Below are 13,318 nucleotides of genomic sequence, written 5' to 3'. Positions count from 1 at the left end.
ATCGACTCCTCGAGAGAGAAGCGCACGCCATGCACACCCCCCGCTCCTCGTCCCCCTCCCGCCGCGCCCTGCTCACCGCGTCAGGCGCCCTCGGTCTCGGAGCGCTCGTTGCCGCCTGCGGAGGTGGCGGCGGCGGAAAAACCTCCGCGGAGCCGAGCAGAGCCGCGGGACCGTGGAGCTTCCGGGACGACCGCGGCACGACGGCGAAGTCGGACCGCACCCCCGCGCGAGTGGTGGCGTTCACCGCTGCGGCGGCCGCCCTTCACGACTTCGGCGTCGAGTGCGTCGGCGTCTTCGGCCCCACCAAGCTCAAGGACGGCAAGGCCGACCCCCAGGCCGGCGACCTCGACGTCACCAAGGTGACCGTCCTGGGCAACACCTGGGGGGAGTTCAACGTCGAGAAGTACGCGGCCCTCGCCCCCGACCTGCTGGTCACCAACATGTACCAGCCTGACGCTCTGTGGTACGTACCGGACGACAGCAAGAAGAAGATCCTCTCCCTGGCTCCCAGCCTCGCCTTCACCGTCGCCGACGTCTCCCTCACCGAGCCGATCCGGCGCTACGCCGAACTCGCCGCGTCCCTCGGCGCCGACCTGAAGGCCGCGAAGGTCATCGACGCCAAGGCCCGCTTCGAGAAGGCCTCCGAGACCCTGCGCCGCGCGGCCAAGGCCAAGGGCGGCCTCAAGGTCCTCGCCGCCTCCGGCAGCGCCGACCTGCTCTACGTCTCCACGCCCGGCGTCTACGCGGACCTGAGTTACTTCCGCTCCCTCGGCCTGGACATCATCACGCCCGGCAAGGTCACCGGCGGCTTCTTCGAGAACCTCAGCTGGGAGAACGCCGAAAAGTACCCCGCCGACCTGATCCTGCTCGACGACCGCACGGCCGCGCTCCAGCCCAAGGACCTCGCCGCGAAGCCCACCTGGGCCCGACTCCCCGCCGTCAAGGCCGGCCAGATCACCCCCTGGGCCAGCGAACCGCGCTTCTCCTACGCCGGCGCCGCCCCGCTGATCGAGCGGCTGGCCGCCGCGGTCGAGAAGGCGGTGAAGGTCGCATGAGCGCCCTGCCCTTCCGCTTCTTCGCCCTGTGCGTCCTGCGGACGGCCCGGCTCGGACCGACCGTCGTCCGGGTCACCTTCGGCGGCGGCGACCTGGAGCTGCTCGCCTCCGGCGGCCGGGACCAGCGGTTCAAGCTGTTCCTGCCGCGGCCCGGTCAGGACGCCCCGGTCATGCCCGACCCGTCCGACCCCGACTGGTTCGCGGCCTGGCGCGCCCTCGACCCGGCGGTCCGCGGCATCATGCGGACCTACACCGTCCGGGAGTTGCGCGAGGCGCGGCACATGCGCGGCGAACCCGCCGAGCTCGACGTCGACTTCGCCCTGCACGGTGACACCGGTCCGGCCTCCGGCTGGGCGCTGGCAGCCCGCCCCGGCGACCGCGTCACCATCCTCGGCGCGGTCGAGGAGGACAACGCGGGCATTGACTTCCGTCCGCCGCCGGGCACCGGCTCGGTCCTGCTCACCGCGGACGCCACCGCCCTGCCGGCCGTCGCCGGGATCCTGGCCTGGCTGCCGCCCGACCTGCCCGCGAAGGTCTGGATCGAGATCCCGCACGCCGACGACCGCCGCGAACTGCCCAGCCGGGCGGAGACCGTGGTGACCTGGCTGATCGGTGACGACGCGCCGCCCGTCCTGGACGCGGTACGCGGCGCGGAGCTGCCCGGCGGCAGGCCGTACGCCTGGATCGCGGGCGAGTCCGGGACGGTCAAGGCGCTGCGGCGACACCTCGTCTCCGAGCGCGGGTTCGACCGGCGGGCGATCACCTTCACGGGCTACTGGCGGCGCGGCGCCACCGAGGACGACCTCATCGCCGAGGCGGTGGCCTGAGCGGAAGGGGCCCCGGCCCCCGTGGTACCCGCCGCGGCGGAACGGCACGTCCGCTTCGTCGGCCGCGATCTGCCGGATGTCCCGATCCCATCACGCGGAACATGCCATTCGAGCTCCGCTCGAGGGCCACGATGTGAGAGTGGACAGGGCAGTTCGCCGTGCCCCTCGGGGAGGAGTCCCGCACATGCCCCAAAGGTTGAGACGTCCGCTGCTCGCCGCGCTCTCGGTGCTCCTGGCCCTACCTGTCGTCGCGGCCTGCGACGGGATGGACAAGGCGCTCGACTGCGCCAAGATCGCCGCCCGGATCGCCGGGGATGTGCAGGACCTGCAGTCGACGGCCACCAATATCGGCCAAGTGTCGGAGCAGAGCCGCCGCCAGGACACCTCCGCCTCCCTGTCCAAGCTGGAGAAGGACCTCCAGGAGGTCGGGGGCAACAGCGTCCACGTGGACGTCCGCAAGGCCGTCGACGATCTGTCCGCCGCCCTCGGCAGCGCCAAGGACCATGCCAAGGACGGCAAGGGCCCGGATGTGACGCCCCTCGCGGACGCGGCGGGCCGGTTGTCCGTCGCCTGCACGAAGGGATAACGGGCCGCCGTCAGGCCTTCGGGGACTCCGCGCGGGTGCGGTCCGGCCGGGTTGTCGCCGTGTGGGCCGCGAGGACCAGTTGGACTCTGTGGTCGACGAGGCGCTCGCGCGGTACGTCCAGGGTGCCGCGGAGCCAGCCGGCGAAGAGGTTGGCCAGGCCGCCGACCAGGGCGTAGGCGGTCATCCGGCGGCCGGAGCCGTCCGTGCCGTCCGCGAGCCGGCCGTCGATGAGGTCGGTGAAGGACGGCATCAGCCAGTGGCTGTGCTCCCCGAGTACGGGATCCGCGAAGGGTTCGAGGAGGAGCAGGCGCCCGGTCGGCATGTATCCGCAGGCGGTACGGGACCGGCTGGGTTACGACTGGACCCCGCGCGACGAGCGCAGGCTGCGGGCGTTCGGCCACCTCGTGAACCAGGGCATGCGGCTCGTGCCGCACGAGGGCCGCTTCCACCCCCGGGCGCGTGCGGGCTGGCGCCGCGAGAGCGGCTGGCTGCCGCTGGACGCGCCCACCGTCCACACACCGCCCCGCAACCTTCCCCCGGCGGGCGAACGGCACCTGCCGCAGCACTACATACCCGGGCGGGTGACCCCGAAGCGCGACTGACGCCCCTCCCTGTCGCACACTTGGGGCGGCGCCGCCCGGCGGGGAAAGTCCCACGTTTCTGTTGTCCCGTCGCCGTGCGGGAGTCTCCTGAACGGCGGACAGGTGCCGACCCCCGACGGACGGCCCGCGGGCGGGACGACGGCGAACGACAGGGAGCGAAGCGCGATGCGAGGAAGCGACCGGAGCGGACCGGACACCGGCACGGTGATCGCGGCCCGGGGCGGCGATCGGCGGGCGCTGGACGAGCTGCTCGCGGACTGCGTCCCGCTCGTCTACAACATCGTCGGACGGGCCCTGAACGGGCACAGCGACGTCGACGACGTGGTCCAGGAGACGCTGCTGCGCATCGTGCGCGGACTGCCCGATCTGCGGGATCCGCGATCCTTCCGCTCCTGGATGGTCGCCATCGCCGTGCACCAGGTGCGCGACCGGGAGCAGCAGCACCGGGCCGCGCACCACCGCCGCGCCGATCTGCGGGCGGCCGAGCAACTGCCCGATCCGGGCTCCGATTTCGCCGCGCTCACAATCCTGCGGCTGCGCCTCACCGACCAGCGCCGCGAGGTCGCCGAGGCCACCCGCTGGCTGGACGGCGACGACCAGGAGCTGCTCGCCCTGTGGTGGCTGGAGCAGACCGGTGAACTCGACCGGGCCGAACTGACCGTCGCCCTGGGCCTGTCGGGCCGCCATGCCGCGGTGCGCGTCCAGCGGATGAAGGAACAGATGGAGACCGCCCGCTCGGTGGTGCGCGCGCTCCACCAGATCGGGCAACCGGGCTGCTGTCAGGAGCTGGGCGCACTCACCCGGGACTGGGACGGAACACCGAGCCCCCTGTGGCGCAAGCGGCTGGCCCGGCACGTACGCGGCTGCGCCGCCTGCGGAGGACAGATCGGCGAACTGCTGCCCATGAACCGGCTGCTCGGCGGACTGCCGCTGCTGGTGCCCCCGTCCGGTCTGGCAGCGCAGGTACTCCCCGCTACGTCACCGCATGCCGCCGTCCCGCACGAGGCCGCCCCGCACACCACCGTTCCGCACACCGCCGTTCCGCACCCGTCCGGACAGAGCGGTGCGTCCGGCCGGCCGCGCGCCGCGCACTCGCGGCCACCGCGCGGCCCGCGGTCGGTGCTCCGGCGCCCTCCCGTCGCCGGTGCGGCGGCGCTGGCGGCCGCGGCGGTCATCGTCGCGGGCGTGCTGGTCGCCGGCCACCTGACCGCTCGCCCTCCGGGTCCGCTCGCGGCCGACGCCGCCCCCGCGCCGCGGGCGTCCACGTCGGCACCCGTCCCCCCGTCGTCCGCGGCGCCGTCCGGCACGCCCTCCGCGGCGCCCACGCCCTCCCGTACCGCCACGCCCACCCCCGCCGGCACCCCGTCCCGGCGCCCGGTCCCGCCGGCCGCCGTTCCCGCAGCGCGGTCGGCGAAGAAGGGGGTGGGCGTCTGGACGTTCCCCGGTGTGGACCAGGCGCTGACCCAGTCGGGGGCGAGCTGGTACTACACCTGGTCCACGCAGCACCAGGGGATCGCGGGCTCCGGCACGGCCGGCTTCGTCCCGATGATCTGGGGCGCGGCCTCCGTCACCGACACCGCCCTGTCCCAGGCCCGCGCCGCCAGCCCGTACCTCCTGGGCTTCAACGAACCGGACATGGCCGCGCAGTCCAACATGACGGTGGAGCAGGCGCTGTCCCTGTGGCCCCGGCTCGTGACGGCCGGCCGGACGCTCGGCAGCCCGGCCGTGGCCTACGGCGGTGACACGCCCGGCGGCTGGCTCGACCGCTTCATGTCCGGAGCCTCCGCCCGCGGCTACCGCGTCGATTTCATCGCGCTGCACTGGTACGGCGGCGACTTCTCCACCCCCAACGCCGTCAGCCAGTTGAAGTCGTATCTGCAGGCCGTCCATGACCGCTACCACAAGCCGATCTGGCTGACCGAGTACGCCCTGATCGACTTCTCGCACGGCACCCGGTTCCCCACCCCGCAGCAGCAGGCCTCCTTCGTCACCGCCTCCACCGCCATGCTGGCGGCTCTGCCCTATGTGCAGCGCTACGCGTGGTTCGGCCTTCCGGCCTCGGACACCGCTCCGAGCAGCGGTCTCTTCCGCAGCGGAGCCGTCGCGACCGAGGCCGGCCGGGCGTTCCGCGTCGCGCGCTGAATCGTGGTGGGCGGGCGGTGCACTGGGTACTGTCGGAGGCATGGAAGCTCAGTTCGTGCGTGAGACAGGTACCAAGGGCGAGTTCACCCGCCAGACGAACCGTTTCACCGATCGGATCACCGCCGACGGTTCGAGCGGCCGGGCGCCGGAGGCGGGCCGCTACCGGCTGATCGTCTCGCTCGCCTGCCCGTGGGCGCACCGCGCGATCATCGTGCGGCGCCTGCTCGGCCTGGAGGACGCGATCGGCCTCGGAGTGGTCGACCCGATCCGTGACGAGCAGGGCTGGCGCTTCACCCTGGACGAAGGCGACCGTGACCCGGTGCTCAAGATCGGCTTCCTCTCCGAGGCGTACCTGCGGACGGATCCGGGATACCAGGGCCGCGTCACCGTCCCGGCGCTGGTCGACACCGAGACCGGGACGGTCGTCACCAACGACTACCCGCAGATCACCCTCGACCTCGAAACCGAGTGGACCGCCCACCACCGGCCGGGTGCGCCCGACCTCTACCCGCCGGACCTCCGCGCCGAGATCGACGCGGTCGCGGGCGATCTCTTCCGCGACGTCAACAATGGTGTGTACCGGTGCGGGTTCGCCACCTCGCAAGAGGCGTACGAAGCGGCGTTCGACGCCCTGTTCGGCCGTCTTGACGTGCTCACCGAGCGGCTGGCGGGGCAGCGGTACCTCGTCGGCGACCGGATCACCGAGGCGGATGTGCGGTTCTTCACGACGCTGGTGCGCTTCGACGCCGTGTACCACAACCACTTCAAGTGCAACCGCAACAAGCTCACCGAGAACCCGGTGCTGTGGGCCTACGCCCGCGACCTCTTCCAGACGCCCGGGTTCGGCGACACGGTCGACTTCGACCAGATCAAGCGGCACTACTACGCCACCCACGAGCGGCTGAACCCGTCCCGCATCGTGCCCAAGGGCCCGGACCTGTCCGGGTGGACCACCCCGCACGGCCGCGAGGCACTGAGCGGCTGAGAGGATGGCGCCATGGTGGAGATCAGTCCCTTGCGCCCGTGGGACCGCGTGAAGTGGGAAATGCTGGCGCGTGGCTACAAGACGTTCTACGAGACGACGGTGCCCGACGCGGGGTACGAGGAGACCTGGCAGCGACTGATCAACGGCGATGAGCTGTACGGTCTCGCCGCCCGCGTGGACGGCGAGGTCGTCGGCATCGCCCACTACCTGTTCCACGCCAACTTCTGGACGGCCGGAGCCTGTTATCTGCAGGACCTGTACGTCGACGAGGCGGCACGGGGCCAGGGCGCGGCGCGGGCGCTCATCGAGCAGGTGGCCGTGGCGGCACGGGAACGCGGTGTGCCGCGGCTGTACTGGCACACCCGGCAGGACAACGCCCAGGCCCGCGCCCTGTACGACAAGGTGGCGCGGTTCCGCGGCTTCATCTGTTACGACGCGCCGCTCGACAGGCCCGCGGGATAGGGGCACCCGGCCGGGCCGGAACCGGCGGCACCGGTCAGTACGGTTCGACGTCCTCCAGGCTGTCCGCGTCCGCGTCGAGCCGCTGTCGGTCGGTCTCGCTGAGGAACGGGATCAGCGCCCCGCAGTCCCGGCAGGCGCGCGCGAACACGGCGTCGTAAATGGGCCGGGACTTGAAGAGGCCCGGGCGCGGGAACTTGAGCTGGAGCCGCTCTTTCCACTTCTCGCCCGATATCAGTTCGCCCACAGGACTGAGCCGCTCCGACCCGCACACTCCGCATCGCATGAGTGGAGGATATCGGGCGAGCCGCGCTCGCCGCTGAGCTGGGGGTCCCGCAGGACCTGAGTGGTTCTGCAGTGTTGCCCACCACGGTCATCACCATCCGCCTGAGGAGGTGATGACATGAAGAAGATCACTGTCCGCAAGAACGGCCCGGTCAAGCTGACCTCGGCTTCGTCCCAGTACGGGACCTGGCCCTGGTGCTGACTTAGGTTCCGCTGCTGGCCCGTGTGCGGGAAGCCCTCCCGCGCGCGGGCTCAGGCCGTTGCAGGAGACACGTGATGACAGCACCGCATCCGGAATTCCATGAACTCACCTTCGTGGCCGAGCGCGACGAGGTCACTGTGGGGCGCCCGGACATCGAGTCCTACGTGACGTTTCCGGCCGACGGCGCCGAGCTGCTGCGACGCCTCATGGACGGTATGGAGACCACCGCGGCCGCCCGCTGGTACCAGGAGACCTACGGCGAACCGGTCGACATCACGGATTTCCTCAGCACCCTCGACGACTGCGGCTTCGTCCGCTCGGCGGGCGAGGACACCGCACGCCTGGTCGACGTGCGCCACCAGCGGCTGGGACGTTGGCTGTTCTCGCCCCCGGCCTGGATCCTCTTCGCCACGCTGACCGCCGCCGGCGTCGTCGCGATGGTCCGCGAACCGCAGGCGCGCCCGCACCCCCACGCGATCTTCCTGGCGGACTCCCTCCTGCTCACCCAACTCGTGCTGCTGCTCGGCCAGATACCGGGTCTGCTGTGGCACGAGATGTTCCACGTCCTGGCCGCCCGCCGGCTCGGCGTCGGATCCCGGATGACCGTCGGCCGGCGGATGTACTTCCTCGTCCTGGAGACGCATCTCGACGGGCTGCTCGGCGTACCGAGCCGGCGCCGCTATCTGCCCTTCACCGCCGGGGTCCTCGCGGACGTCCTGCTCTTCTCGGCCCTGACGGTGGCCGCGGCGGCCGACGCTGCCACCGGCGGGCTGTCCTGGCCGGGCCGCGTCGCCCTGGCGTTCGCGTTCCCCACCCTGTTCAGGATCGCCTGGCAGTTCTTCTTCTTCCTGCGCACCGACCTGTACTACATGGTGACGACCGTGCTGGGCTGCACCGACCTGCACGAAGCGGCGACCGCCCGGCTGCGCCGCCAATGGAGGTGGGTGCCCGGCGTCCACCCCCGACCCGCCGACGCCGGACCCTGGTCGCCGCGCGACGCCGCGGTGGCGCGCTTTTACGCGCCCGCGATGATCGGCGGCGTCGTCCTCCTGATCGGCTGGGCGGCCCTGGCCATCATCCCGGCGCTGGCGGAGTTCGTGACCCGGGTGGCGGCCGGGCTGACCGGCGACGGCGGCACCGACGTGCACTTCTGGGACTCCATCGGCTCGGTCACCGTGATCCTCGCGCAATTCGTCTTGCCGTTCCTCCTGCCGGCCAGGAAGAGCGCCCGCAGAGAGGAACGCCCCACATGAGCAGCATCCGCCAGACGCCCCGCCACATCTGGCTCAGCGGACCCGACCGTACGGTGCGGGCCGCGACCGCCGGAGAACTCGCCGCCGCCGGACACCTGACCACCGTCGACTGCCACCGGCGGCTGCGCGGACCGTACACCGCGGCGGGCAGCCTGCTGCGCGCCATCGTGCCCGGAGTGCTGCGCGACAGGCCCACGCTGGTCGCCCGGCACGCCATCGAGATCCTGTCGGTCGCACCCGAACTCAAGGGCGTCGTCGACGCGCCACCGCAGACACTGACCTCGCTGGCGTCTCCGACCGAGCGGACCAGGTACTACTCGCCCCTGCGCACCCGCAGGATCGCCCACGGCCTCACGGAGTTCCTCAACGCGTGGGCGCAGGAGGCCGGTACGACGGCCGGCCGCCCGCAACTGGTCCTCTTCGACAACCTGCACGCGGCCGACCCCACCGACCAGGAACTGATCACGGTCCTGCTGCGCCGCGCCAGGACCGAGGTCCTCACCCTCGCGATCGGCACCTGTGTCTCCCCGGACCTCCCCGACTCGCTGGCGCAGGCCCTGGACCGCCACGCGCGGCACACCGAGCTGCCGGCCGCGTCCGCGGCGCCCGACACCCGCGTCCAGAACGAACTCCTCCAGGCGTACATCACCGCCGACGGCACCAGCGACATCCCGGCGGAAGCCGCCGCCTACCGGAACGCCGACCCGCGACTGCGCGCCGGACTGCACCGGGTCCGCGCCGTCGAACTGGAGGAAAACGACGACTGGAGCCTGCGGCTCGGCGCCATCGCCTACCACCGCGCGCACGCGGGAGGACGCACCGACGACGAGTGCCGCGACCTGCTGACCGCCGCCGACTACTGTCTCCGGATGGGGTACTACGACGCGGCCGTCGAGCTCGGCCGGCAGGGGCGTGACAGCTTCGACCCGGTGACACAGGAGCGGCTGTACTGCGTGGCCGGCGGCAAGACTGCCCAGGCGCTGGGCGCGCTGGGACGAACCGAGGAGGCCGAGGCGATCTACCGCGAGCTGCGCGGCCGGTACACCGACCCGGTGGTGCACATGGTCTCCAGCTACGCCCTGTCCATGCTGTACACCCGGATCCACCCCGAGGAGCGCCAGGACTCGGATCTGGCGAAGCAGTACGTCAACAACTCCATCGCCATCGCCAAGCAACTGCCCGATCCTGCCGACCGCGCCTTCCACACCGTCTTCCACGAGAACGGACTGGCCCTGGTCGAACTGCGCCGGGGCAATCCCGAAACCGCGCTGCGCCTGGTCACCGAGGGACTGGCCCGGCTGGACCGCGAGCTGGAGCCCGGAAAGCAGTCGCTGCACCGCTCCGTGCTGCTGCACAACCGAGCCCAGGTGAATGTGGCCCTCGGCCGTCTGGACGAGGCGCTCGAGGACTTCAACGGCGTCCTCGCACTCGACCCGTACTACCCGGAGTACTACTGCGACCGTGCCGCACTGCAGTACAAGCGGGGCGACCTGGACGCGGCGCTCGCGGACTACGACACGGCGGCCACCCTCACCCCGCCCATCCACGAGCTCTACTACAACCGGGCCGACGCCCGCGCGGCCGCCGGGGACATAGACGGCGCGCTCAGCGACCTGCGGTACGTGCTGGAACTCGAACCCGACTACCTCGCCGCACGGGTCAACCTCGTCTCCCTGCTCATCGACGCCGGCGAAACAGAACTCGCCTCCGTCCAGCTCGCACAGGGCCTGGAACTGCATCCGGGCGAACCGGACCTGCTGTGCACGCGGGGACTGATCGCCATGGAACAGGATGACGCGAAGGAGGCCCTGCGCGCCTTCGACGAGGCGCTCGCCGCCGACCCCCTGCGCTCGGCGGCGCTGGCCAACCGTGCCGTCCTGCACTACGAGGCCGGCGACCACGCCGCAGCGGTCGAGGACCTGACCCGTGCCCTGTCACTGACCGGGGACGACGCCGATCTGCTCTACAACCGCGGCTTCGCCCATCAGGCGGCGGGCAACTGGCGGGCCGCCATCGCGGACTACCGGCGCGCCCTCGACCTGACCGGCGCCGACCGCGACGCCGTCGAGTGCCGGCTCGCCGAATGCCAGGCCGCCCTGGCCGTGGCCGTCGCGGGCTGACGGGGGAGCGAGGTCCGGCGACCCCGGCGGCGAGTACCGGGTTTGGGCGAGCACCTTCTGTTCAGCCGGGACGCCGACCGCCTGGGCGCCTGACCGATCCGGCGCCGCCCGGGCCGTACGGTGGAGGACGTTGTACCTGGATCCACTTCTCCCTCCGATCCCCGGGTGACGCCATGTGCTGGAGTGCGACGGCCGACCTCGCGGTGGGTGCCGGTATCGCCGCGGTCGGGGTGGCCTGCCTGGCGAGCGTGCGGCGGGCCCGTGATCTGCCGCTCGCGGCGCTGCCGCTGATCCTCGGAGCCCACCAGATCGTCGAGTCCGTCGTCTGGCGCTCCGGCGGCGGCGCGGGCCCCGCCACCACGGCCTGGGCCGTCATCGCCCTGCCGTTGCTGCCGGTGTGGGTGCCGTTCGGGGTGCTGCTCGCCGCGCCCAGGAGCGCGCGGTGGCCGCTGATGGTCCCGGCCGTCGTGGGGCTCGTCACCGCCGTGACCCTCGCGTACTACCTCACCACCCGGACCGTGACCGCCGATGTCCGCGGCCACACCGTCGGCTACGGCCTCGACCTGCCGCGCTCGTCGCTGATCATCGCGGGCTATCTCGTCGCCACCATCGGTTCCCTGCTGATCAGCGGCGACCGGTGGCTGCGGCTGCTCGGCGCTCTCGTCGCGGTCGGGGCGGTGATCTGCGCGGTGGTGTGGCGGCTGGAGTTCATCTCCACCTGGTGCGCCTTCGCCGCTGCCGTCTCCGTCGTCCTTCTCGCCTGGGTACGCCGCCGCCCGGCCGGTCCGTGAGCGTGGCGCCGGGCGCCGGAAGGTCCCCGCACCGTGGTTCGGTGCGGGGACGTCGGTGGATCAGAGCGGACGGATCAGCCGCGCGCCGCGATCCCGGCGGCCAGGCCGTTGACCCAGAGCCGGTCCACGCGAGCGCGTTCCGTCGCGTTCGGGACCTCGTTGCGGCAGGAGGTGCCGGGGCCGCCGCCCGACATCAGCTCGCTGCACGGACCCGAGTAGTGGTCCGGGAGACCGAGCACGTGCCCGGTCTCATGGGCGACGACCCGGATCGAGTCGTACTGCTGGTTCTGCCGGTAGTCCAGGAAGATGTAGCCGTTCCCGTGACCGTCGGTGCTCGCGTACGAGCCCTGGCTGGAGTTGCCTTCGTAGTACGCGAAGTCCGCGTTGCTGCCTTCCTGGAGCTTCACGTTCTTCTCCGCGGAGTTCCAGATCTGCGCGCTGCGCGATATCTGGGACCTGAACGACGGCGCGTTGCTGGTGCTGTAGATGAGAGTGACGGTCTGGAGCGTGGGGTTCGCCGCGCGCTTGGCCGCGACGGACCGCTGCACGGCGTCGAAGAACGCCTTGTTGGCGGCCGCGTTCTCGTTCGACCCGGCGTAGGCGGCGTAGGACGCCGAGGCCTGGGTCGAGCTCTGGTCCGCCTGCGGGGCGGCGGCGATGGCGGGCACGGTGCCCAGACTCGCAGCGAGGCCGATGCCCAGCGCTGCCGTGAGCAGCACCTTGGGGTATCGCATGGGGGGTCTCCTTCTCCTCCGAGAAGCCGACGGCCGCTGTCAGGTACAGCTGAATTGGGGGGAACGGCGGCCGGGGCTGGGGGATGAACTGCTGATGCCGGTGAGTGTGGGGCTCAAGCCCACCGCCGGGGATGATGTCAGGAGCCGATAGGCCGGGAACATCGCCGATACCCGGTGGCCAACTCGTACGCGAAAGACGGGTATTGCTGCGATTCGGGACCCTGGTGCGACGCGCGGATCCCGCCATATCCTCCGCTCATGGAGCTCGAAGTGAGGCACCTTCGCGCACTGTGCGCCATCGCCGATACCGGCAGTGTGCGCAAAGCGGCGCGGCAGCTGGGGATGACCCAGCCGTCCTTGACGACGCAGCTCCGACGGATCGAGAGCGCGCTGGGGGGCCAGTTGTTCTCCCGGGAGCGCACGGGCAGCCGCCCGACTCCGCTGGGGCGGACGGTCCTGTGCCGGGCGCGGCCACTCGTCGCCGAGATGAACACGTTGGTGGCCGAGACGCAGGCGGCGGTGGTCAGGGCCGCCGGTCCGCATCTGCGGATCGGCGGCACCGCGAGCCGCGCCATGGCCGGGTGGGTGAGCCGGGTGCACGCCAGGCTGCCCGACGCGGACACCACGATCCGGGTTGACGTGTCGGCCAACGCCCTTCTGCAGATGGTCGCGTTGAACCAGCTCGACGTGGCCTTCGTCCACGAGGTCGAGGGCGCGCCGCTACGGATCCCGGACGGCCTCGAACGGCGGGTCCTCGTCGCGCGGGAGCCGCAGTTCATCGCCCTGCACGCGCACCATCCGGCGGCCCGCCAGAGCGTGGTCTCACTGGCCGACGTCGCCGGCGACCGCTGGATGGTCGACCCGAGTGTCGACGGCGAGTGGGACGGTGTGCAACGGGCCCTGCGTGCATCGGGGTTCACGCCGAGAGTGGCGTACGGGGACTATCTGACCGCCGCCGACATGGTCGCCGCCGGTGAGGCCGTCGCCCCCTGCCAGCCGACCTCCCAGCCGCGGCACGGGATGGCCATCCGGCCGCTGCGCGGCGACCCGATAGCGGTCGAACTCTTCATGGCCTCCCGGGTGTTGCCCGAAGGGGCCGCCGGGGTGGTGGGAACCGCGGAGGTCGACGCGCTCTACGCCGACCTGGTCGCGGCCTACCGGGAGGCGGCCGCCGCGGCGACCACGTACCGGCAGTGGCTTGCCAGGAACAACAGACCACTGCTGTACGTGGACGCGGACGATGTGTCCCGAAGGGCCGGTTGCGCCTGACACCGCTG

14 protein-coding genes are annotated in these 13,318 nt (G+C 71.8%); 11 read left to right on the top strand and 3 right to left on the bottom strand.

Annotated features, from left to right (window positions below; translation table 11 throughout):
* Positions 1–29 precede the first annotated feature (29 nt).
* From AC07DC_RS22050 to AC07DC_RS22040, 3 genes are all read left to right on the top strand, one after another.
* A complete protein-coding gene (locus AC07DC_RS22050; RefSeq protein WP_478916123.1) occupies positions 30–1,055 on the top strand; it encodes an ABC transporter substrate-binding protein in 1,026 nt (341 codons plus the stop codon).
* Positions 1,052–1,882 (top strand): siderophore-interacting protein, encoded by an 831-nt coding sequence (locus AC07DC_RS22045; protein ID WP_478916122.1) that lies wholly within the window; start codon positions 1,052–1,054, stop codon positions 1,880–1,882. The genes AC07DC_RS22050 and AC07DC_RS22045 overlap by 4 nt, the downstream gene beginning before the upstream one ends.
* A gap of 184 nt (positions 1,883–2,066) precedes the next feature.
* Positions 2,067–2,468 carry a hypothetical protein gene (locus AC07DC_RS22040; RefSeq protein ID WP_478916121.1) on the top strand — a complete coding sequence of 134 codons (402 nt, stop codon included), beginning with the start codon at positions 2,067–2,069 and terminating at the stop codon, positions 2,466–2,468.
* Positions 2,469–2,478: 10 nt separating this feature from the next.
* Here AC07DC_RS22040 and AC07DC_RS22035 read toward each other — a convergent pair whose 3' ends face one another.
* On the bottom strand, positions 2,479–2,790 hold the full coding sequence (locus tag AC07DC_RS22035; protein ID WP_478916120.1) for a hypothetical protein: 312 nt from the start codon (positions 2,788–2,790) through the stop codon (positions 2,479–2,481).
* Here AC07DC_RS22035 and AC07DC_RS22030 point away from each other — a divergent pair.
* From AC07DC_RS22030 to AC07DC_RS22015, 4 genes are all read left to right on the top strand, one after another.
* On the top strand, positions 2,789–3,070 hold the full coding sequence (locus tag AC07DC_RS22030; RefSeq protein WP_478916119.1) for a hypothetical protein: 282 nt from the start codon (positions 2,789–2,791) through the stop codon (positions 3,068–3,070). The two genes, AC07DC_RS22035 and AC07DC_RS22030, sit on opposite strands and share 2 nt — an antisense overlap.
* 165 nt (positions 3,071–3,235) lie before the next feature.
* Positions 3,236–5,212: a sigma-70 family RNA polymerase sigma factor gene (locus tag AC07DC_RS22025; protein WP_478916118.1), complete on the top strand. Its 1,977-nt coding sequence runs from the start codon at positions 3,236–3,238 to the stop codon at positions 5,210–5,212.
* A 40-nt stretch (positions 5,213–5,252) separates the two neighbouring features.
* Positions 5,253–6,197, top strand: a complete 945-nt coding sequence (locus AC07DC_RS22020; RefSeq protein WP_478916117.1) for a glutathione S-transferase family protein — start codon at positions 5,253–5,255, stop codon at positions 6,195–6,197.
* Between the two features lie 12 nt (positions 6,198–6,209).
* Positions 6,210–6,659 (top strand): GNAT family N-acetyltransferase, encoded by a 450-nt coding sequence (locus AC07DC_RS22015; RefSeq protein WP_478916116.1) that lies wholly within the window; start codon positions 6,210–6,212, stop codon positions 6,657–6,659.
* Positions 6,660–6,693: 34 nt separating this feature from the next.
* On the opposite strand, the gene AC07DC_RS22010 is transcribed toward AC07DC_RS22015, so the two are convergent.
* Entirely contained in the window at positions 6,694–6,942 is a 249-nt protein-coding gene (locus tag AC07DC_RS22010) for a hypothetical protein (RefSeq protein WP_478916115.1), read from the bottom strand.
* A gap of 275 nt (positions 6,943–7,217) precedes the next feature.
* Here AC07DC_RS22010 and AC07DC_RS22005 point away from each other — a divergent pair, with 275 nt between their 5' ends.
* The 3 genes from AC07DC_RS22005 to AC07DC_RS21995 all read left to right on the top strand — a co-directional run bounded on the left by AC07DC_RS22005 (position 7,218) and on the right by AC07DC_RS21995 (position 11,307).
* Positions 7,218–8,396 carry a hypothetical protein gene (locus AC07DC_RS22005; RefSeq protein WP_478916114.1) on the top strand — a complete coding sequence of 393 codons (1,179 nt, stop codon included), beginning with the start codon at positions 7,218–7,220 and terminating at the stop codon, positions 8,394–8,396.
* The gene (locus AC07DC_RS22000; protein ID WP_478916113.1) at positions 8,393–10,516 is read left to right on the top strand and encodes a tetratricopeptide repeat protein; all 2,124 of its coding nucleotides are present in this window, start codon (positions 8,393–8,395) and stop codon (positions 10,514–10,516) included. The genes AC07DC_RS22005 and AC07DC_RS22000 overlap by 4 nt, the downstream gene beginning before the upstream one ends.
* Positions 10,517–10,689: 173 nt before the next feature.
* Entirely contained in the window at positions 10,690–11,307 is a 618-nt protein-coding gene (locus AC07DC_RS21995; protein ID WP_478916112.1) for a DUF6629 family protein, read from the top strand.
* 74 nt (positions 11,308–11,381) lie between these two features.
* On the opposite strand, the gene snpA is transcribed toward AC07DC_RS21995, so the two are convergent.
* Positions 11,382–12,041: a snapalysin gene (gene snpA, locus AC07DC_RS21990; protein ID WP_478916111.1), complete on the bottom strand. Its 660-nt coding sequence runs from the start codon at positions 12,039–12,041 to the stop codon at positions 11,382–11,384.
* A gap of 258 nt (positions 12,042–12,299) precedes the next feature.
* On the opposite strand from snpA, the gene AC07DC_RS21985 reads away from it, so the two are divergent.
* On the top strand, positions 12,300–13,310 hold the full coding sequence (locus tag AC07DC_RS21985; RefSeq protein ID WP_478916110.1) for a LysR family transcriptional regulator: 1,011 nt from the start codon (positions 12,300–12,302) through the stop codon (positions 13,308–13,310).
* Positions 13,311–13,318 lie beyond the last annotated feature (8 nt).

This window comes from Streptomyces sp. NPDC045021, assembly GCF_056432645.1.
The sequence above is the reverse complement of the archived record's forward strand: the minus strand, read 5'-3'. Positions and strand labels throughout refer to the sequence as shown.